The 19,142-nt window shown below is 71.3% G+C and carries 14 protein-coding genes; 7 read left to right on the top strand and 7 right to left on the bottom strand.

The features are described 5' to 3' along the window. Positions 1–146 precede the first annotated feature (146 nt). Positions 147–2,336, bottom strand: a complete 2,190-nt coding sequence (gene katG / locus ACFC0D_RS01865; RefSeq protein ID WP_376430490.1) for a catalase/peroxidase HPI — start codon at positions 2,334–2,336, stop codon at positions 147–149. A 246-nt stretch (positions 2,337–2,582) separates the two neighbouring features. Between katG and ACFC0D_RS01860 the strand changes: the two genes are divergently transcribed. Then, positions 2,583–3,008, top strand: coding sequence for a Fur family transcriptional regulator (locus ACFC0D_RS01860; protein WP_376430489.1), 426 nt, complete (start codon positions 2,583–2,585; stop codon positions 3,006–3,008). Positions 3,009–3,022: 14 nt separating this feature from the next. On the opposite strand, the gene ACFC0D_RS01855 is transcribed toward ACFC0D_RS01860, so the two are convergent. Together ACFC0D_RS01855 and ACFC0D_RS01850 are read right to left on the bottom strand one after the other, a co-directional pair. Next, on the bottom strand, positions 3,023–4,609 hold the full coding sequence (locus tag ACFC0D_RS01855) for a DUF4139 domain-containing protein (protein ID WP_376430488.1): 1,587 nt from the start codon (positions 4,607–4,609) through the stop codon (positions 3,023–3,025). Positions 4,610–4,617: 8 nt separating this feature from the next. Beyond that, a complete protein-coding gene (locus ACFC0D_RS01850) occupies positions 4,618–6,768 on the bottom strand; it encodes a DUF4139 domain-containing protein (RefSeq protein WP_376430487.1) in 2,151 nt (716 codons plus the stop codon). Positions 6,769–6,995: 227 nt separating this feature from the next. Between ACFC0D_RS01850 and ACFC0D_RS01845 the strand changes: the two genes are divergently transcribed. Continuing rightward, a complete protein-coding gene (locus ACFC0D_RS01845) occupies positions 6,996–8,474 on the top strand; it encodes a glutamate--cysteine ligase (RefSeq protein WP_376430486.1) in 1,479 nt (492 codons plus the stop codon). Between the two features lie 177 nt (positions 8,475–8,651). On the opposite strand, the gene ACFC0D_RS01840 is transcribed toward ACFC0D_RS01845, so the two are convergent. Together ACFC0D_RS01840 and thpR are read right to left on the bottom strand one after the other, a co-directional pair. Next, positions 8,652–9,167 carry a hypothetical protein gene (locus ACFC0D_RS01840; protein WP_376430485.1) on the bottom strand — a complete coding sequence of 172 codons (516 nt, stop codon included), beginning with the start codon at positions 9,165–9,167 and terminating at the stop codon, positions 8,652–8,654. 84 nt (positions 9,168–9,251) lie between these two features. After that, positions 9,252–9,836, bottom strand: coding sequence for an RNA 2',3'-cyclic phosphodiesterase (thpR, locus tag ACFC0D_RS01835; protein WP_376430484.1), 585 nt, complete (start codon positions 9,834–9,836; stop codon positions 9,252–9,254). 168 nt (positions 9,837–10,004) lie between these two features. Between thpR and ACFC0D_RS01830 the strand changes: the two genes are divergently transcribed. The 3 genes from ACFC0D_RS01830 (at position 10,005) to ACFC0D_RS01820 (ending at position 12,945) form a co-directional block, all read left to right on the top strand. Further along, a complete protein-coding gene (locus tag ACFC0D_RS01830; RefSeq protein ID WP_376430483.1) occupies positions 10,005–10,679 on the top strand; it encodes a beta-glucanase in 675 nt (224 codons plus the stop codon). A gap of 202 nt (positions 10,680–10,881) precedes the next feature. After that, positions 10,882–11,739, top strand: a complete 858-nt coding sequence (locus tag ACFC0D_RS01825) for an SDR family NAD(P)-dependent oxidoreductase (protein WP_376430482.1) — start codon at positions 10,882–10,884, stop codon at positions 11,737–11,739. A gap of 33 nt (positions 11,740–11,772) precedes the next feature. Beyond that, positions 11,773–12,945 carry an FAD-dependent oxidoreductase gene (locus tag ACFC0D_RS01820; RefSeq protein WP_376430481.1) on the top strand — a complete coding sequence of 391 codons (1,173 nt, stop codon included), beginning with the start codon at positions 11,773–11,775 and terminating at the stop codon, positions 12,943–12,945. Positions 12,946–13,107: 162 nt separating this feature from the next. Here ACFC0D_RS01820 and ACFC0D_RS01815 read toward each other — a convergent pair whose 3' ends face one another. Together ACFC0D_RS01815 and ACFC0D_RS01810 are read right to left on the bottom strand one after the other, a co-directional pair. Beyond that, positions 13,108–14,025 carry a S1 family peptidase gene (locus ACFC0D_RS01815; RefSeq protein ID WP_376430480.1) on the bottom strand — a complete coding sequence of 306 codons (918 nt, stop codon included), beginning with the start codon at positions 14,023–14,025 and terminating at the stop codon, positions 13,108–13,110. 653 nt (positions 14,026–14,678) lie between these two features. Continuing rightward, positions 14,679–15,887, bottom strand: a complete 1,209-nt coding sequence (locus tag ACFC0D_RS01810; RefSeq protein WP_376430479.1) for a serine hydrolase domain-containing protein — start codon at positions 15,885–15,887, stop codon at positions 14,679–14,681. 225 nt (positions 15,888–16,112) lie between these two features. On the opposite strand from ACFC0D_RS01810, the gene ACFC0D_RS01805 reads away from it, so the two are divergent. Together ACFC0D_RS01805 and zapE are read left to right on the top strand one after the other, a co-directional pair. Next, positions 16,113–17,936 carry a glycoside hydrolase family 15 protein gene (locus tag ACFC0D_RS01805; protein WP_376430478.1) on the top strand — a complete coding sequence of 608 codons (1,824 nt, stop codon included), beginning with the start codon at positions 16,113–16,115 and terminating at the stop codon, positions 17,934–17,936. Between the two features lie 88 nt (positions 17,937–18,024). Then, positions 18,025–19,104 carry a cell division protein ZapE gene (gene zapE / locus ACFC0D_RS01800; protein ID WP_376430477.1) on the top strand — a complete coding sequence of 360 codons (1,080 nt, stop codon included), beginning with the start codon at positions 18,025–18,027 and terminating at the stop codon, positions 19,102–19,104. Positions 19,105–19,142 lie beyond the last annotated feature (38 nt).

The following is a 19,142-nucleotide window of genomic DNA, read 5'->3' as shown; positions in this document are numbered from 1 at the left end:
GCTTGCTAGGCAGCGGGGTTGTGGACCTTCGGTCCACTCCGGAAGGCCGTCGCGCCGAGGGCGCCCTCACCGGGGTGGATCGACTGCGCCCGGCCCCGGGCTGAGGCCCCGGTCGGCCGCCGGAACGGCCGACCGGGGCACCGGAGTCAGGACAGGTCGAACCGATCGAGGTTCATCACCTTGTCCCACGCCGCCACGAAGTCACGCACGAGCTTCTCTCCCGCGTCGTCCGAGGCGTACACCTCCGCGACGGCTCGGAGCAGGGAGTTCGAACCGAAGACGAGATCGACGGCGGTGGCGGTCCACTTGACCTCCCCCGTCGCGCGATTCCGGCCCTCGAACACGTTCTCCGTCGCGGTCGACGCCTTCCACTCCGTGTCCATGTCGAGCAGGTTCACGAAGAAGTCGTTCGTCAGCGTCTCCGGCCGGTCGGTGAACACGCCGTGCCGGGACTGCTTGAAGCCGGTGTTCAGGGCCCGCATCCCGCCGATCAGAACCGTCATCTCGGGCGCGGTCAGCGTCAGCAGGTTGGCGCGGTCCAGCAGGAGTGTCTCCGGCGGCAGCTTCTCTCCGGCCCGGAGGTAGTTGCGGAACGCGTCCGCCCTCGGTTCGAGCACGGAGAACGCCTCCACGTCGGTCTGCTCCTGCGAGGCATCCGTGCGCCCGGGCGAGAACGGGACCGTGATGGCGTGCCCGGCGTTCTTCGCGGCCTGCTCGACGGCCGCGCAGCCGCCCAGGACGATCAGGTCGGCGAGCGAGACCTTCACTCCGCCGGTCTGGGAGTCGTTGAACGCCTGCCGGATCTGATCGAGGGTCCGCACCACCTCGGCCACCTCGGGCAGATCGTTGACCTCCCAGTCCTTCTGCGGAGCGAGCCGGATCCGTGCCCCGTTGGCCCCGCCGCGCTTGTCGGTGCCACGGAAGCTCGCCGCCGACGCCCAAGCGGCGGTGGCCAGCTGGGAGACGGACAGGTCCGAGGCGAGGATCCTCCTCTTGAGATCGGCGATCTCCGCGTCCCCGACCAGCTGGTGATCGACCGCGGGGACCGGGTCCTGCCACAGCTGCGGCTCGGGAATCCACGGGCCGAGATAGCGCGAGAGGGGCCCCATGTCACGGTGCAGCAGCTTGTACCACGCCTTGGCGAACGCCTCCGCGAGCCGCTCCGGGTTCTCGTGGAAGCTCTTCGAGATCGGACCGTAGACGGGATCCAGCTTCAGCGAGAGGTCCGTCGTCAGCATCATGGGAGCGTGCCGCTTCGACGGATCATGGGCATCGGGCACCGTGCCCTGGGCCGAGGGATCCGTGGGAGTCCACTGGTGCGCGCCTGCCGGGCTCGTCGTCAGCTCCCACTCGTACCGGAAGAGATTGTCCAGGTACCCGTTGTCCCACTTCGTCGGCTCCGTGGTCCATGCGCCCTCGAGACCGCTGGTGAGGGTGTCGACGCCCTTGCCGCTTCCGTACGAGTTGTGCCAGCCGATGGCCTGTTGCTCGATGGGAGCGGCCTCGGGCTCCGGACCGATGTATTCGGGATCGACCGCGCCATGGCACTTGCCGAACGTGTGGCCGCCGACGATGAGCGCGACCGTCTCCTCGTCGTTCATGGCCATACGCGCGAACGTCTCGCGAATGTCCCGGGCGGCGGCGATCGGATCCGGATTTCCGTTCGGCCCCTCCGGATTGACGTAGATCAGTCCCATCTGCACGGCCCCGAAAGGACCGGAAAGTTCCCGGTCACCGCTGTAGCGCTCATCTCCCAGCCAGGTGTCCTCGGGTCCCCAGAAGATCTCCTCGGGTTCCCAGATGTCCGGTCGCCCGAATCCGAACCCGAACGTCTTGAACCCCATGGAATCCATGGCGCAGTTGCCGGCGAAAACCAGAAGATCGGCCCAGGAGATCTTCCGTCCGTACTTCTGCTTGACCGGCCAGAGCAGACGGCGGGCCTTGTCGAGGCTCGCGTTGTCCGGCCAGCTGTTGAGCGGGGCGAAACGCTGAGCACCGGAGCCGCCACCGCCCCGGCCGTCCTCGATGCGGTACGTTCCCGCCGCGTGCCAGCTCATCCGGATGAAGAGCGGACCGTAGTGGCCGTAATCGGCAGGCCACCAGTCCTGCGACGTCGTCATCACCTCCATGACGTCCCGCTTCAGCGCATCGACGTCCAGGGTCGCGAACTCCGCCGCGTAGTCGAAATCCTCATCCATCGGATTGGACTGGGACGAGTGCTGGTGGAGGACCTGAAGGTCCAGCTGATTCGGCCACCAGTCCCGGTTCGTCCTGGGGCGAGTCTCCGTCGGGGCCGGGGAGGAGATTGCCGGGTTCTCGCTTTCGCTGCCGGACACGTCCGTCCTTCTTCCTGTCGCGGTGTTTCCGTCTGCCGACCGCTCGCTCGTGTCGTCTTCTGCTTTTCTGGTTTCGAGCACTGCGACTCGGCGTCCGTATGGTCGCGCACCGCAGACCGCACCGCTAAGAGAACACGCAGGGCACCACCGCGTAACAAGCAGTCGAAGTCCGAAGCCGCCGGGGACCTGGCGAAATTGCCGACGATTCTCCCGCCCCCGGAATACATCCGAGAAAGGTGAAATCCTATGAGCGACCTGCTGGAGCGGCTGCGCGGTCGTGGCTGGCGGATGACCTCGCAGCGGCGTGTCGTCGCGGAGGTCCTCGACGGCGAGCACGTCCACCTCACGGCCGACGAGGTGCACGTCCGCGCGACGGAGCGGCTGCCCGAGATCTCCCGGGCGACGGTCTACAACACCCTGGGCGAACTGGTCCTGCTCGGTGAGGTCGTGGAGGTCTCCGCCCTCGGACGTGCGAAGCGGTACGACCCCAACGCACACCGGCCGCACCAGCACCTCGTCTGCGCCGGCTGCGGCACCGTACGCGACGTCCACCCGACCGGCGACCCCCTCGCCGGCCTCCCGGCGGAGGAGCGGTTCGGCTTCACGGTGTCCGACGTCGACGTCACCTACCGGGGGCTGTGCCCCAGCTGCGCCCCCGGTCCGCCCCGCTGATCGCGGGGCGTAGCTCAGATCCCGGCGACCTTGGCGCTCGCCACCAACTCGTAGACCAGGGTGACCGTACGGCGGCCGCCGGGCGGGAGGGGGACGTCCCAGCGGACGATGCCCTCGGCGTCGACCACGTCAGGAGCCGGGGAGCATGCCTCCTTGCGCAGGCGTACCTCCACCGCCGAGACCTCGGAGACCGGGATCCGCTCCCGGAGGACCACCACCCGCTCGCCTCGCTCTCCCGGGGCGGAGAACCGGGACAGGTGCAGCCGGACCGTGCGGGTGACGACCGTCCGCTGCGTGATCCCGGTGGAGTCGCGGGACTCCTCGGACTCCCGGACCACCCGGTGGTCGTCACGGCTGCCGAAGGCGAGCTCGACCGGGGCGCCGGGAGTGGTGAAGTCCAGGGTGCCGCGGCCGCTGAATCCGCTGCCGCGAACCAGGTCCACGGGCCCGGCGAGCAGCACATGGCCGGACCGGTTGTCGAACCGCACCACCTGCGTGACAAGCGGAGACACCTCGGGCGAGCAGGCGTACTCGCTGCTCGTGGGCGCGGTGAAGACGGAGAGCGGCACCCGGTGGGCGCGGCCGTCCGAGGGCACGGAGACCGCGGCGGGAGACTTCAGGACCCGTGCCTCGCCACCGTCGTCCACCCCCGGCAGACCGAGCACCGGCACAGGGCCGAGGTCCCCGATCTCCTCCTCGCGCAGCTCGACGTCGACCGTGCGGCGCTCGGCCGCCGTCCGGTCCTTCAGCGTCAGCCGGTCCTCGCCGAGCGACGGCGGTTCGGTGGCCAGTGCCGACCGTGCCGTCGACAACGTCAGCCGTACGTCCGACCAGTCCTCGCCCGTACGCTGCCAGACCATCGCGTCGGTCTCCAGCGTCAGCGAGTCCCCTTCGAGCACAGCCCGATAGGCGGGCCGCCACAGCGCACACGGGACGAGATGACTCAGACGCAGCCCGACCGGCCCCGCGACCGCGGCCTCCACCGTCAGCTCCACATGGCCGACCAGCTCGGCGGGCTCCTCCTCCGAGACGTTCATGGCCCGCTGCGCCGCCCCGAGTTCGGTGGCGAGCGCGGTCAGCCGGGCCTCCACCGTGCGGAGTCGCTCGCCGTGCGCGTCGCGCTCGGCGTCCACCCGGTCCAACTCGGCGGCCCAGCGCGGCCCTTCGGACTCGCCCGACCCGGCGCCCTCGCCGATCTCCCGCAGCAGATCGGCGGCGAGGCGGCCGAGCAGATCGAGCCGGGTGTACAGCCGGTCGCGGCGCTGCATCAGGGCGAAGCGCTCCTCCTCGAGGGCGTGCACGCGGAGGCGCAGGGCGGAGTCGTCGTCGACGGACGGCTGCGGCCCCCTGGGTGTCCAGCTGCGGACGATCCGTACGTCGAGCACGGTCGCGGGGTGATCGGCGGTCAGCTCGGCGTGGAGCGTGCGGTCGACGGCCAGCGCGCTGACCGGCCCGAGACGCAGCCGCTGGACGCCGGCGTCCACATCGAGCACGACGGAGCGCTCGATGTGGGCCCGGTCCTCCAGACAGGTGACGGCGGTTACGGGGACCGGGACGGTGGTGGGGACGGGCACGGCGGTCGGCTTCGAGTCCGTGGACATGGCGTGTCTCAGCTCCTGCGGTTGCCGCCGACCAGGGCTTTGCCGGCCGGGATACGGATCTCGTAGCCGCCGTCGAGGGCGGTGGTGCCACCGGCGGGCAGGTCCACCCGCCAGATGCGGGTGCCCGGGGCATGGTGCTCGGTCCCGGCTCCGTCGGCGGGTGTCGTCCAGTCCGCCCGCTCCTCGATCCGGATGTCCGGTTCGGAGGCGACCGGAACCCTCTCGCGGACCTCGACGGTGACGGGCCGCGCGAGACCGTTGGCCAGCTCCACATGGAGGCGGTGGTCGAGCACGGTGACGTTGTTGCGCAGGCCCGCGGTCGACTCGTTCACGTTCGTACGACGGGTCACCCGGATGCCCTCGGCCGGTCCGAGCCCCACTCGGCGGACACCGCCGGGGGCGAGCGTGGGCAGCGCGGCGGTCAGCAGGAAGTCGTCGTCGACGGTGACCTCCACCGGGCCCGCCAGCAGAGCCTGGTCGGTGGCGTTGGAGAGCACCAGCGTCGCGTAGACGGTCGGCTCCACGGACGGCACGCAGAGGTATTCGGTGCGCAGACCGACCGGAATCTCCCCGACCGTGACGGTGTGCCAGGTGCCGTCCGACGGAACGTCGGCGCGGGCGGCGGCATCGAAGCGGTGGTCGAAGGAGCCCGCCGACTCCCGGGGCCGAACGGCGTGCCCCGGCAGCGGCAGCGCGGCCACCGCCTCGGCACGACGGCGATGGTCCGCCGCCACGGCGTCATGGGGCGATGCGGGGAACAGCCGCCCTCGGCGGCCGCCCGGCTCGGCGGGGCCGCTCAGGACGAGAGCGGCGTAGTCCAGTTCGGCACCGCTCGGCTGCGGAGGACCGGCCGGCGGAGGCGGAGGGGGCGGCGGCGCGGCGGCGCCAGGAGCCGGCGGGGCCATGGCGGCGGGGGCCATGGGGGCCGGGGCGCCCGCGAAGCCGCGGGAACGCGGCATGCCGCCCGGCGGGGCGGGGGCCGACGGCCGGGAGGGGGAAAGCTGCGGGGGAGCCGGCTGGGCCTGGTCGGCCATCGCGCCCCCGTAGGTGTCGGAGGAGGAGCCGTACGCGCTGCCCGGCACCGGGAGCACCGGGGGCGGCCCACCGAAGCCCTGTGGCGCCGGTGGCGGTGGAGGCGGTACGGGACCGGGCGCGGAGCCGGTCCGGGAAGCCGCCGGTGCGGCAGTGGTGACGGGGCGGGGGCCGGCCGCCTCGTACCCGGCGAACAGGTCGGCGAGGCCCGCAGGAGGCTCGCGCCAGCCGGAAGGCGCGGGGGCGGGCTGACGGCGTCCGATCCGGATCGAGCGGAGCTTCGGCAGGTCGGTGCGGCGCCGAAGGTCGGCGGTGGCCAGGGCGATGCGTACCCCGGTCCAGTCCTCGCCGGTGCGCTGGGCGACCGAGGCGCGCAGCACCAGACGGCCGGTGCCGTCGCCCTGACGATGGGTGAGACGGTACGCAGGCACCCAGACGGCACCCGGCACGCCGTACTCCACCTCCACCTCTACTTCGTCCGTGACACCGGTGCCGTCGAGGGTCAGGACGGCGGAGACCGTGGTCTCCACATGCGCCGACGGTGCGTCGGTGGAGGCGCGGGCGAGCCTGTCGGTGGCGACGGCGAGTTCGTGCTCGAGCTGGAGCAGTGCCTGCTCCAGCTCGACGAGGCGGCTGTGCAGGACCGCCAGTCGCTCGTCGACGAAATCGGCCAGTTCCAGCCACGCGTCGACCGGGGTGCGGCGGTGCGGGTCCTCGGGCTCGCGGGGCGGTGGCACCGGGTGCAGACCCCGGACCTCCTCGATGAGGCTCAGCTGCCGGTCCCGGCGTCCCCGCGCCGCCGCGTGCGCGTCGCGCAGTCGCTCGACCTCGCGCCGCAACTCGTCGCGCGAGCCGGTGCCCGTGCCGGCGTCGGAGTGCGTGCGTGTGTCGGGGCCGAGCGGTTCGGCCTCGACCTCGATCCGGGCCTCGGTGACACGCACCCCTGGGGCGCCCAGGACACGGGCCCGCAGTGAGCCGGGGTCCAGCGAGCGGGGCAGTCCCGTCACCCGTACCCGGCCGCCCGGGGGCACGCTGCCCCGGGCCAGACGGCGGCAGAGAGCGCCCTGTGCGTACACCACGACCGCATCGAGGGTCGATCCCCAGTTCTGTGCCGTTCCAGCCGTCATGCGCCCCGCCCCCGCCCCGCCGTGTCCATGCTGAGCGAAGCCTACGCCCGAGCGGTCCGACCGTGTGGCCACACTGTGGAAACCCGCAGGTCACGGTTGTACGGGGTCGCAGGTGTGCGGTTTCGGCACCGCCCGGCGCCCGCCGTCGGCGGCTTCGGTGGTTGGGCGGCCCGCGGAGTGGGACGCTGAAGGTGGGGGTCCGTGCCGACGAGACTCGGGAGGGACCGATGGGACGTGATGTCCCGGCGCTGGAGTTCACCCGTGAAGACCGTCGCCGGTTCCGGAACAAGGTGCACTCGTGCCTCGACGTGTTCGCGACGATGCTGCGTGAGTCGCGGTTCGACTTCGAGCGGCCGCAGGTCGGTCTGGAGCTCGAACTGAACCTCGTGGACACCGCCGCCGAGCCCGCCATGCGCAGTACGGAAGTCCTGGAGGCGATCGCGGATCCCACCTGGTCGACCGAGCTGGGCCGCTTCAATCTGGAGATCAACATCGAGCCGCGGCGGCTGGTCGCGGACGGTCCCGACTCCTGGGAACAGGAGATCCGCGAGGCGCTCAACCACGCCGAGGAGAGGGCCGCGGCGATCGGCGCGCATCTGGTCATGATCGGCATTCTGCCGACGCTGGAACTGAAGGACGCCGGCCCCGAGTCGCTGTCCGGGGATCCGCGCTACCACCTGCTGAACGAGCAGATCTTCGCCGCACGAGGTGAGGACCTGCTGATCTCGGTGGACGGGGTGGAGAAGCTGCGGACCCATGCGGAGACGATCACGCCGGAGGCGGCGTGCACCAGCACCCAGTTCCACCTCCAGGTCTCGCCGGACGAGTTCGCGGACTACTGGAACGCCGCGCAGGCCGTGGCGGGGGTGCAGGTGGCCCTGGCGGCGAACTCGCCGTTCCTGTTCTCCAAGGAGCTGTGGCGCGAGACGCGCATTCCGCTCTTCGAGCAGGCCACCGACACCCGGCCGGACGAGCTCAAGGTGCAGGGAGTACGGCCGCGGGTCTGGTTCGGCGAGCGATGGATCAACTCCGTCTTCGACCTGTTCGAGGAGAACGCCCGCTACTTCCCGGCACTGCTGCCTCTGTGCGACGACGAGGACCCGGAGGAGACGCTCGCCGACGGCGGGATCCCCGGACTGTCCGAGCTCACCCTGCACAACGGGACGGTCTACCGCTGGAACCGCCCCGTCTATGCCGTGGTCGACGGCGTACCGCATCTGCGGGTGGAGAACCGGGTACTGCCCGCGGGGCCCACAGTGGCCGACGTGCTGGCGAACGGTGCCTTCTACTACGGGCTGACCCGGGCCCTGGTCGACGAGGACCGGCCCGTCTGGTCACGGATGTCCTTCTCGGCCGCCGAGGACAACCTCCATGCCGCTGCTCGCCACGGCATCGACGCGCACGTGTACTGGCCCGGGATGGGCGAGGTTCCGGTGACCGAGCTGGTGCTGAGGCGCCTGCTGCCGCTGGCGGACCGCGGGCTCGAGCGGATGGGCATGGAGGCGGCCCGGCGGGAGCCCCTGCTCGGGGTGATCGAGCAGAGGTGCGTCAGCGGCCGTAACGGCGCGGTGTGGCAGTCCGAGATGTTCCACCACATCCACGACATCGACCACGCGGACCGGCACCAGGCACTGCGGCGGATGACCCTGCAGTACATCGAGTACATGCATCTGAACGCTCCGGCACACACCTGGCCGGTCGACTGACTCTCCGGGGGCGCGCCGACGGCGAAGGAGCGAGGCGTACGGAGGGCATCGGAACGCTCTTCAAAGAGCTGGACCGACCCGGTCCGTTCCCCTGGTACGTGGCCGTCCCGTGCCTGGTCTCCTCGGCGGTGTAACTCCGTCCGCCAGAGCCCGCCACAAGCAACTGGACCGTTGACGCTATCCGCGTACGGCGGTGAGGTGGTACGTCGTGTCGACCCAGAAGCCGCCGGTCGTGCTGCCCTTGATCTCCAGGACGTACTGTCCCGGCGTCAGGGGGGCGATGCCCGCCCATATCCCCCACGCGAGATGCATCCGCAGGCCCACCCGGAACAGCGGCGCGGTGAATTCCCTCAACGGCAGCGGCACCCCGTTGAGGAAGGCCTTCGCCTCCGCCACGTCCATGGTCAGCGGCTTCCGCGAGTGGTGCTTGGTGTGTTGGGTGTTGAGCACGGGAAAGAAGACGGGGCGCTCGGAAGGCACGTCACACGTCCGCACCACGCGGCCACCGTAGGTGCCGGCCAGGAACCACAGGTCCTCCGGCTGCTGCCAGGCCGCGTGTCGACCGGTCCTGTCGGCGACCGGGCTGACGTCGTCGGGCGCCGACAGCGCCCATTGCCACCAGCGTGCCGCCAGCACGCCGCCATCCGTGTCGCTGATGTCCCAGGAACCGCTGTTCCGAGCCGTGTCGCTCATGCCCCACCCCTTCCCGGGGGCGCACACCCCCGGCTGTCGATCAGGCGAACCCTACCGACGAGGCCGCCTCCCCTCGAGGGGGTGTCACCGACTCCCCCTGAAGTCCCACGCCTCGATGTCCCGGTAGCGGATCGGACCCGGGCCGCGGCCGAAGTTGCTGCCGACCAGGTGCAGGCGTTCGGCGTGCCAGGGGCGGCCGCTGAAGGAGGCGAGTCCGGCGGCGACCTGCCCCACGCATGCGGGATCGTCGCGGCGGGCTCGCGCCAGTGTCAGATGGGGGCGCAGAGGCCGGTCCTCGAACGCGGTGCCGCAGTCCCTGATCACGGCGCGGACGTCGGCGGCGAGGAGGTGCAGCCCGTCGAGATCCCCGTCGATCCCGCTCCACAGCACCCGCTCGTCGAAGCACCCGGCGCCGCGCAGTGCCAGCCGCAGGGGCCGACGCGTCTCCGCGAGGTGCGCGAGCGGCTCTCGCAGGAGCGGAATGGTCGCGGTGGACACCTCTCCGAGGAATGCCAGGGTGATGTGCCAGTCCTCGATGCGGTTCCACCGCATGGTCGGGTACGCGTCGTAGGCGGGCCGCAGTGCCTCGGCCAGTTCGTCCTTCGCGTCGTCGGGCGGCGCGAGCGCTATGAACACGCGGACGGTCGGGGCCTGGATCTTTTCGTTCACAGAGACTTCGTACACCACGCCCCGCCGCCGACCGTCACCCCATGGCCGGTCACTCCTTGCCTCCCGTGACGTCTTCACGACAGTGAGTGATGGGTTCCGGATATCGGAGGAGTACACGGGCAGATTCCTGGGGGACACACGCACCGTCGCGCACCAGGGGAGCTGCCCATGTCGACACGTCCGCCGGCCGCCGAGCCGGTCTTCACCGCCGACTTCGCCTCTCCGGAGCAATGGACGGCGGGCCGCTCCTGGGCCTATCCCGACGGCGGTCCCGTCAACCCGCGGGACAACAAGCTGGACCACCTGGTGGCCGACCCCGCCTACAGCCGCTCGGGCGTCTTCCGGGCGACCCGGCGCCGCGATGGTCTCTGGGACGCGGGGCTCCTGACGACGGAGGGAAGCCCCGAGGGCTTCGAGGTCCGCGCCGGTGACGTCCTGGAGGCGCGGGTGCGGCTCCCGGAGGGGAACGGCGCCTGGCCGGCGATCTGGACCTGGCGGGACGGCGGCCAGGAGATCGACGTCTTCGAGTACCACCCCGACAACCCGGATCTCCTGGAGCTTTCGAACCGGGTCCGCGGCGGATACCACTACCACCGTGACCCCGGCGTCCGGCCCGGCGGCTGGGTTCGGCTGCGCACCGAGTTCGGTGCGCGCACGGTGGTGTGGTGGGTCGACGACGTCGAGGTCTTCTCGGACGGACGGGGCGTCGGACCCTCCTGGCACGCCTATCTGATCGTCAACCTCTCCGTCTGTGCCGGCCGCTACCACCCCGCGCCCGACCCCGGGGCGACGGAACTGTCCTACGAGGTGCGGGACTTGCGCGTCTACCGATCGGCGTCGTGAGTGGGGACCCGAAAGGCGGCGACCCGGCGCCTGCCGACGGCGACCACGACGGTTTCGTCGTGGAGACGGAGACCGTCCCACTGCCCGGGACGGTGCCCTCGGGCGTCGGCCACGCCTCAGGGTGCCCGCAGGTGTGTCGTGGCTGGTGGTGGCAACACCAGGATCAGCTCCCGCTCCCCACGGCGCCTTCGCCCCACCCAGGATGGTCGTCATGACACCACCTACCGCACCCACTGTTCTGATCACCGGCGCGACCCAGGGGCTGGGGCGCGGGATCGCGCTGGAGCTCGCCGCGCAGGGCTACACCGTCCTGCTCCACGGCAGGGACTCCGGCCGGCTCGAGGCGGCGGCGGAAGAGGTCCGGGCCGCGGCGCCGCAGGCCACCGTCCGGAGCTATCTCGCCGACCTCGCCGACCTCGACCAGGTCCGCGCGATGGCCGACAAAATACGTACGGCCGAGCCACGGCTCGACGCGCTGGTGAACAACGCGGTCGCCGGCGGCGGCGCCGAACCGCTCCGCCGGGAGGTCAGTGCGCAGGGGTACGAACTGCGTTTCGCCGTCAACCACTTGGCGCCCTACGCGCTGACCCGGGCGCTCCTCCCCCTGCTCACCGCCTCGGCCCCGGCCCGTGTCGTCAACGTCGCCTCGATAGGGCAGGAGCGCATCGACTTCGACGATGTCATGTTCGAGGAAGGGTACGAAGGGCTGCGGGCCTACTGTCGCAGCAAGCTGGCGATGATCAAGGCGACCTTCGAGCTGGCGGCCGAGCTCGAAGGCACCGGAGTCACCGTCAACACCCTCCACCCCGCGCATCTGATGGACACCCGCGGAGTGCGCGAGTACGGCCTCACGCCGGTGACCGGGATCGAGGAGGGGGTGCGGCCGACCGTACGACTCGTCACCGATCCCGAGTTGGCGCACACAACCGGCCGCTACTTCGATCGGTTCACGGACGCCCGCGCCCACGAACAGGCCTACGACACGGACGCCCGCAAGCGGCTCATGGCCCTGACGGACGCGCTCGTCGGCGGTGGCTCCGCGAGCCCGAATACGGAGTGATGTGACGCGCCGGCCCCGGCTACAGTGCCGGACATGGGGGTCGACACGGATGTGGCGGTCGTGGGGGCGGGGCCGGTCGGGCTGAGTGCTGCCCTGCTGCTCGCCAGGGCGGGGCTCGGGGTGGTGGTGCTCGAACGCCGTCCCGGTCCGGTCACCGAGTCCCGGGCGACGGATCTGCACGCGCGGACCCTTGAGGCCCTGACCCCGAGCGGCCTGGCCGATGCGCTGCACCCACTGGGCCGGCGCGTGGACACGGTGGAGATGTGGGCGCAGGGGCGCAGGCTCGGTGGCTTCGACCTGTCACGGCTGCATTCCCCGTATCCGTACATCCTGACCGTCCCGCAGTGCGCGACCGAGGGACTGCTCGCCGCGGAGGCCGAGCGCACGGGTGTCCGTGTCCATCGCTCGGTGCCCGTCCGGTCGATCGACGAGGACGCCGACGGCGTGACCGTACGGTCGGACGCCCTCGATCCGCTGCGCGCCCGCTGGGTGGTGGCGGCCGACGGTGCGTCGAGCACCCTGCGCGCCCTCGCCGGTACGGCCTTTCGCGGCCGGACCCATGCCGGCCTGTGGCAGCTCGCCGACCTGCGGGTCGAGGATCCCTCGCTGGACCCGACGCGCGTGCACATGGTCGGCGGGCCGCGCGGGCTTCTCGTGGTGCTCCCGATGCATCTCGACGGCTGGGCCCGCGTGGTGCTGCACCGGCCGCACGGCCTCGCGCCGGGAGACGCGGACGGCCCGGCGGGGCTCGCCGCCGAGGCGTCCGCCCGGGGATGGACGGCGACCGTCCGCGAGTGCCGCTGGACGAGCACCTTCCGCACCCAACGGCGCCTCGCCGCGCACCACGCGAACCGGCGGGTGCTGCTGATCGGCGACGCCGCCCATGTGTGCAGCCCGATCGGCGGGCAAGGACTCAACCTCGGCCTGCGGGACGCCGTCTCCCTCGCCGCCGTTCTGCCCGACGCGACCGCCCACGGCGGCCGCTCGGCGGCCGACGCGGTCACGGCCTGGCACCGCGCCCGCCGCGCCGACGCCCTGCGCGTGCTCGCCCGCACCGACCTTGCCACGCGCGCGTGGACACTGCGCTCGACACCCGCCCGAGCGGTCCGGGACACGGCCCTGCGTGGCATCCTCGCCACCCCGGCCGGCCGCCACCTGCTCGCCGAGGCCGTCGCCGGGCCGCGCCCGCCCCGACCGCGCGCCTGAACCGTTCACATCCCCGGTGCCGACCCCGGGTACCTCAGGCGGACGAGGACCAACGCGCGTACGTCAGCGGTGAGGCCGGCGGCCCCGAGGGGACCGCCGGCCGACGTGCTGAGCGGGAGACCAGAGGAGTCCGTCGACTTCGCGGGTCCCACGCACTCCGAACTAGAAGACGCTCACGCCGTACGCGCTCAGGGCCTCCGTGACCGGCTGGAAGAACGTGGTGCCGCCGCTGGAGCAGTTGCCGCTGCCGCCGGAGGTCAGGCCGAGCGCGGTGGTGCCGGAGAAGAGCGCACCGCCGCTGTCACCCGGCTCGGCGCAGACGTTGGTCTGGATCAGGCCGTAGACGATGTCGCCACCGCCGTAGTTGACGGTCGCGTTGAGACCGGTGACCGTACCGCCGTGCAGACCGGTGGTGCTGCCGCTGCGCTGCACCGACTGGCCCACGGAGGCGTTGCCGGCGCCGGTGATGTCGCGGTAGCTGCCGTTGTAGAGGTAGACCCGGCCGTCCGCCGCAGAGGCGTTGGAGTGGCGGATGATGCCGTAGTCGTTGGTCGGGAAGCTGGTGCCGGCGCGGGTGCCGAGCATCGTGGTGTTGGCCGAGTTGGTGTACCAGGTGCTGCCGATGTTGGTGCAGTGACCGGCTGTCAGGGCGTAGTAGGTCGAGCCGCTGCGGACGTTGAAGCCGAGCGAGCAGCGCCCGCCGCCGGCGTAGATGGCCTGGCCGCCCGCGATGAGCTTGTTGAACGTGCCGGGAGTCCGCTTGATCTCCAGGGAGCCGGCGCGGTCACCGGCAGCCTTCTTGATCTTGGCGATCTCGGCGGCGGAGACGGTGGAGTCGGCGGTGAGAACGATCTTCCCGGTCGCCTGGTCGGTGTACCACGCGGTGCCGGGCACGTCGGCTCCGCGTACGGCCTGGTCGGCGACGGCGAGTTGGGCGGTGGTGGCCCGGACGTCCTCGGTGGTGGCCGCGGACGAGGTGGGGGCGGCAAGCGCTGAGGCGGCGAGCAGCGCGGAGGCCACGGCGACGAGCCGTGCGCCCTTCGTGACGCCGCCGAGGGGGGACAGGCGCTTGAGGTTCACAGGATCCTCCGGTGGGGGAGTGGGGGGAATCGCTGGGTGGGCGATCCCTTGCGCCGGGCAAGAAGGTCCTGGCCGAAGGGTGCTCCGGCATGGACCTGCCAAACTCGACAGGAGGAATCCTCGAATCCGGGTGGCCTTGGCGGCAAGAACGCCTTTCGGCCGATCTACGCGCGTTCATGTGGTCCAACACCTCACGGGTGCCGGGTGTGCCCGGATTGGCTGCCGTGGCGGGTGTGACGGGGTCGGCGGGTGCAAACGCTTGCGGCGATTTGCTGACGTTCTTTCAGGAGGGTGCTCCGGAGGGCGGGATGGTTCTGCGGTGGCCCGTCGGTGAAGCGGAAGGGGCGATACCGTTTCGCCAGCTCAACCGCCGGGGTCCCCCCGATCCCGCGCCTCGCGCGCCCCCGCCGGCGGCGCCCCGGCAGGCGGGACCCGGCCGTTCGCCGGAGCGGTAGCGGGCGCACAGATCCGGCCGCCGCCTCCGGTCGTCCCTGGTGGCCGACCGATCCCCGCCGTGGCGGGGGAGGGGTCGCCCACGGGCCTGTGGTACAGGTGCGGACGCCCCTCAATGCCGTAATCGTGCCGCTCCGTCCGGGCCGACCGGATGTCCGGTTCCCGTCGCGGCCCGAGGCCGTCGGGGTGGGTACGGCGTCTCAGAGCGACGCGTACACCGCCTCGACCAGAGCCATCTTGCGAGGATCGTCCGCGATGTTGGGGCCCATGCGGTTCATTACGTAGCCCAGGGAGACTCCCGCTTCCGGGTCCGCGAGGCCGCAGGAGCCGCCGAAGCCGTCGTGGCCGAAGGCTCGGGGATTGGGGCCGTAGGAGGCGTTGGGGCCGCTGAGCCAGAGGCCGAGGGCGCACTCCGTGTCGTGGGCGAAGCCCGCCCCGAGGACCAGGTCCCGGCAGGCGCCCTGCCCCTCGCGGGCCCGTTCGGCGGCCGCTTCGGACAGGATCCGATGCTCGCCGGATCGCCCGCGCCCGGCGAAGAGGCCGTACAGCTCGGCGACCGCGCGGGCCGTTCCGTGTCCGTTGGCGGCCGGCAGTTCGGCGGCGCGCCACTCGGGGCTGTTGGCCTGGGTGGCGCCGACCATGGGGTTGGCCAGCGCGGCCTGCGCCGCGGGCTCCAACTGGGCGAACAGAGCGGCCTGTTCGCTCGCCGAGGAAGTGTGGGGGTGTACCAGCTCGGCCACTCGCACCGCCTCCTTCTCGGGGAGCCCGATGGTGAAGTCGATGCCGAGCGGTCCGGTGATCTCGTCGCGGAGGAAGTCGCCGGTCAGCCGTCCGGTGATGCGCCGGATCACCTCGCCGACCAGGAAGCCGTACGTCATGGCGTGGTAGCCGGAGCGGGTGCCGGGCTCCCACCACGGCTCCGTCGCCGCCAGCCGAGCGGTCGTCACCTCCCAGTCGTAGAACTCCTCCAGCGTGAGCGGCTCACGCAGTCCGGACAGCCCCGCACGGTGGGAGAGGAGATGGCGTACGGGCAGAGTCTCCTTGCCCTCGGCGCCGAACTCGGGCCAGTAGGAGGCGACCGGCGCGTCCAGGTCGAGCAGTCCGCGGTCCGCCAGAAGGTGTGCGCAGAGCGCGGTGACTCCCTTGGTCGTGGACCAGACGTTGACCACGGTGTCGTGCTCCCAGTGGCGTGTACGAGCCCCGTCCGCCCAGCCGCCCCACAGGTCCACCACGGTCTCGCCGTGGACCTGGACCGTCACCGCGGCCCCGAGTTCGTCCCTCGTGCGGAAGTTGGCCTCGAACGCGTCCCGTACGGCGGTGAAGCGAGGGTCGCAATGTCCTTCGATCGGGGGCGTGGGTGCTGGCGCGGGTGCGGGCTCGGGCGAACGGGCCGGCTCGGCATCGGGCATGACGTCCTCCAGGGGCGTTCGGCGGTCGCGAGCAACATACCGACTGGTCGGATCGGAGGGAAGGGAGTGCGCGCCGGGTGCGCGGGCGCCGGCGACGGTTCGCGGCGGACGCCGGTGTGGTTCGCCCGGTCGGTCCATCCGCGTTGCCGACGCGGCCACCGGCGGGTTCCGTGGACACGAGCAGTGGCACCGAAGGCCCGGAGTCGCGGGAGAATCGAGGTCCTCTTGCCCGGCTACCCTCCGATCGCCGACCACGGACTGATCGGTGACCTGCAGACCGCCGCCCTGATCTCCGCCGAGGGCGCCGTGGACTGGTTCTGCGCACCCCGTTTCGACTCGCCGAGCATCTTCGCCTCTCTGCTCGACCAGGAGCGCGGCGGCCATTTCACCGTCGCCCCCACCCTCCACGACATGAACGTCCGCCAGCTCTACCTCCCCGACACGGCCATCCTGATCACCAGGTTCCTCACCGCGGAGGGGGTGGGCGAGGTGGTCGACTTCATGCCGGTGAACGACCGTCCGGACGCCCCCACCGACCGGCACCGCATGGTGCGGGCCATGCGGGTGGTGCGCGGGACCCTCACCTTCGACGTACAGTGCCGGCCCCGCTTCGACTACGGACGCGCCCCACACACCCTCACACTCGACGGCAACACCGCCACCTTCCACGGCCCCGACCTCGACGTACATCTGCGCAGCACCGTCCCCCTGGACACCGACGGCCGGGACATCCACACCACCGTCACCCTCCAGCAGGGCCAGCGGGCCGGAATCCTCCTGGAGACCTCCGCTCCGGGAGCCGCCCCCGCGCCCGCCACCCAACAGGGGATGGAGGCGGCCATGGAGGAGACTCGGGTCTTCTGGCACGAGTGGATCCGCCGATGCCGCTACCGGGGCCGCTGGCAACACATGGTCAACCGCTCGGCCATCACCCTCAAACTGCTCATCTACGCCCCGTCCGGAGCGCCGATCGCCGCCGCCACCATGGGGCTGCCCGAACAGGTCGGCGGCGAGCGGAACTGGGACTACCGCTACACCTGGATCCGCGACGCGTCCCTCTCGCTGCGCGTGCTGCTCGACCTCGGCTACTTCGAGGAGGCCGACTCCTTCCGCCGATGGCTCGGCGACCGCTTCCGCGGGCCGCGCCCGCCCGGCAGCGAGCCGATGCAGATCATGTACCGCATCGACGGCGATCCCCACCTGGCCGAGGAGATCCTGGGACACCTCTCCGGCTACCGCGACTCCTCTCCCGTGCGGGCGGGGAACGGGGCGGCCGATCAGCTGCAGCTCGACATCTACGGCGAGTTCGCCTACGCCATGACCCACTCGGCGGACCTGGTCGAAGTGGCCGGTTACGAGGCGTGGAAGGGGTTCTCCTCGCTCCTCGACTGGCTCGCCGACAACTGGGACCGCCCCGACGAGGGCATCTGGGAGACCCGCGGCGGCCGCAAGCACTTCACGTACAGCCGGATGATGTGCTGGGTCGCCCTCGACCGCGGCATTCGGCTCGCCACCCAGTACGCCCGCCCCGCCGACCTCTCCCGCTGGATCGAGCAGCGCGACGCCATCCTCGTCCAGGTGATGGAACGCGGCTGGAATCCCCGGCGCAAGGCGTTCGTCCAGCACTACGACAGCGAAGTCCTCGACGCGTCGCTGCTGCTCATGCCGCTGGTCGGCTTCATCTCCCCGAAGGCGCCCTCGTGGCTGTCCACCCTGGACGCCATGGACCGCGAACTCGTCACGGACAGCCTCGTCTACCGCTACAACCCCGAGGCGTCCCCCGACGGTCTGCGCGGTTCTGAGGGCACCTTCTCGCTCTGCAGCTTCCTCTACGTCGAGGCCCTGGCCCGGGCGGGCCGTCTCGACCAGGCCCGCTTCGCGATGGACAAGATGCTCACGTACGCCAACCACGTCGGGCTCTTCGCCGAGGAGATCGGCCCGACCGGCGAACAACTCGGCAACTTCCCACAGGCGTTCACCCACCTCGCCCTGATCACCGCGGCGATGGCACTCGACGAGGAACTCGACAAGGCCGCCGAACGCCGCTGACCCGGAGCGGACCCCGCCCAGCGTGAACACGCCTCGATGACAGGTGTGTTCATGACCGTTGTTAGTGTCGCGACTCGTGAATCACAGGATGCGCGAGCAGTACGATTCGATGCGGCGCCACTTCCGGCAGGCGGCAGAGCAGCGGGGTTTCACCCTTGCCCCGGAGCAGGAGCGGGCCGCCGAGCGGCTCTGTCTGCTGGCCGGTGAACTGTCGGCAACGAGCGGCCTGTTCCGTCGCTCCCGCCCCTCGCCCCGCAACCTCTATGTCTGGGGTCCGGTCGGGCGCGGCAAGAGCTGGCTCGTCGACACGTTCTTCGTCGGCCTGCCGACCACACGCAAACGGCGTCTGCACTTCCACGACTTCTTCCGCGCCCTGCACGACGGCGTGGCCCATGAAGGCCGGTCCCGCGAAGGAGGGCACAGTGCTGTCGATCGTGCCGTCGACGAGCTGCTCGGGGACTGCCGTCTCCTGGTCTTCGACGAGTTCCACGCCCATGACGCGGGCGACGCGATGCTGGTCGCCCGGCTCTTCCACACCCTCCTCGACCGGAGCGTCACGCTCGTCACGACGTCCAACCATCCACCCTCCGGGCTGATGCCCAACCCGATCCACCACCACCTCTTCGAGCCCACGATCCAACGGATCGAGGAGCGGATGGACGTCCTCGACGTGTCCGGCCCGACGGACTTCCGGCGGCTTCCCGCGCAGGCCCGGGGCTCACGGAGGTTCGCGGAGGGGGCCTGCCTCACGGACAGGACCGATGCGCTGCTCGGAGAACCGGGGTTGTCCGCACCGAGGCCCGACGAAGCCGCCCTCGTCCCCGTGCACCGTCGCGAGCTGCGGGCGAAGTCCGTCCGTGCCGACCTGGTGTGGATCGGCTTCGACGAACTGTGCGAGGGCATCACGGCGGTGCCCGACTACCTTGCCCTCGCCGAGCGCTTCGGCACGCTGGTCCTGGACGACGTACCGCCGCTCGCCGAGTGCACGGCGGACGGCCGCCAGCGGTTCGCCAACCTGGTGGACGTCTGCTGCGACCGCGACATACGGCTGTTCCTGATCGGCGCCGACCCGCTGGCCGGACTGCCCGAGGGCTCCGATCTCCTGCGCGATCCGGACCGTACGGCCAGCCGACTCGCGATGCTCCGTCGCGCGGACGTGGCCCGGTAGGCGTCGCGCGTCTCCGCGCTGTCCGGGTGAGCCGCGTC

It is taken from the genome of Streptomyces sp. NPDC056222, from assembly GCF_042264065.1.
Lineage (GTDB): Bacteria > Actinomycetota > Actinomycetes > Streptomycetales > Streptomycetaceae > Streptomyces.
Note: the sequence above shows the minus strand (reverse complement) of the source record. Positions and strands in the feature narration are given on the sequence as shown.

Bases quoted from the DNA above. Each gene is read 5' to 3' on its own strand.
- ACFC0D_RS01860 (WP_376430489.1), top strand. From the start codon at position 2,583: ATGAGCGACCTGCTGGAGCGGCTGCGCGGTCGTGGCTGGCGGATGACC.
- ACFC0D_RS01840 (WP_376430485.1), bottom strand. From the start codon at position 9,167: ATGAGCGACACGGCTCGGAACAGCGGTTCCTGGGACATCAGCGACACG.
- ACFC0D_RS01850 (WP_376430487.1), bottom strand. From the start codon at position 6,768: ATGACGGCTGGAACGGCACAGAACTGGGGATCGACCCTCGATGCGGTC.
- ACFC0D_RS01830 (WP_376430483.1), top strand. From the start codon at position 10,005: ATGTCGACACGTCCGCCGGCCGCCGAGCCGGTCTTCACCGCCGACTTC.
- ACFC0D_RS01820 (WP_376430481.1), top strand. From the start codon at position 11,773: ATGGGGGTCGACACGGATGTGGCGGTCGTGGGGGCGGGGCCGGTCGGG.
- ACFC0D_RS01825 (WP_376430482.1), top strand. From the start codon at position 10,882: ATGGTCGTCATGACACCACCTACCGCACCCACTGTTCTGATCACCGGC.
- ACFC0D_RS01810 (WP_376430479.1), bottom strand. From the start codon at position 15,887: ATGCCCGATGCCGAGCCGGCCCGTTCGCCCGAGCCCGCACCCGCGCCA.
- ACFC0D_RS01855 (WP_376430488.1), bottom strand. From the start codon at position 4,609: ATGTCCACGGACTCGAAGCCGACCGCCGTGCCCGTCCCCACCACCGTC.
- ACFC0D_RS01845 (WP_376430486.1), top strand. From the start codon at position 6,996: ATGGGACGTGATGTCCCGGCGCTGGAGTTCACCCGTGAAGACCGTCGC.
- zapE (WP_376430477.1), top strand. From the start codon at position 18,025: ATGCGCGAGCAGTACGATTCGATGCGGCGCCACTTCCGGCAGGCGGCA.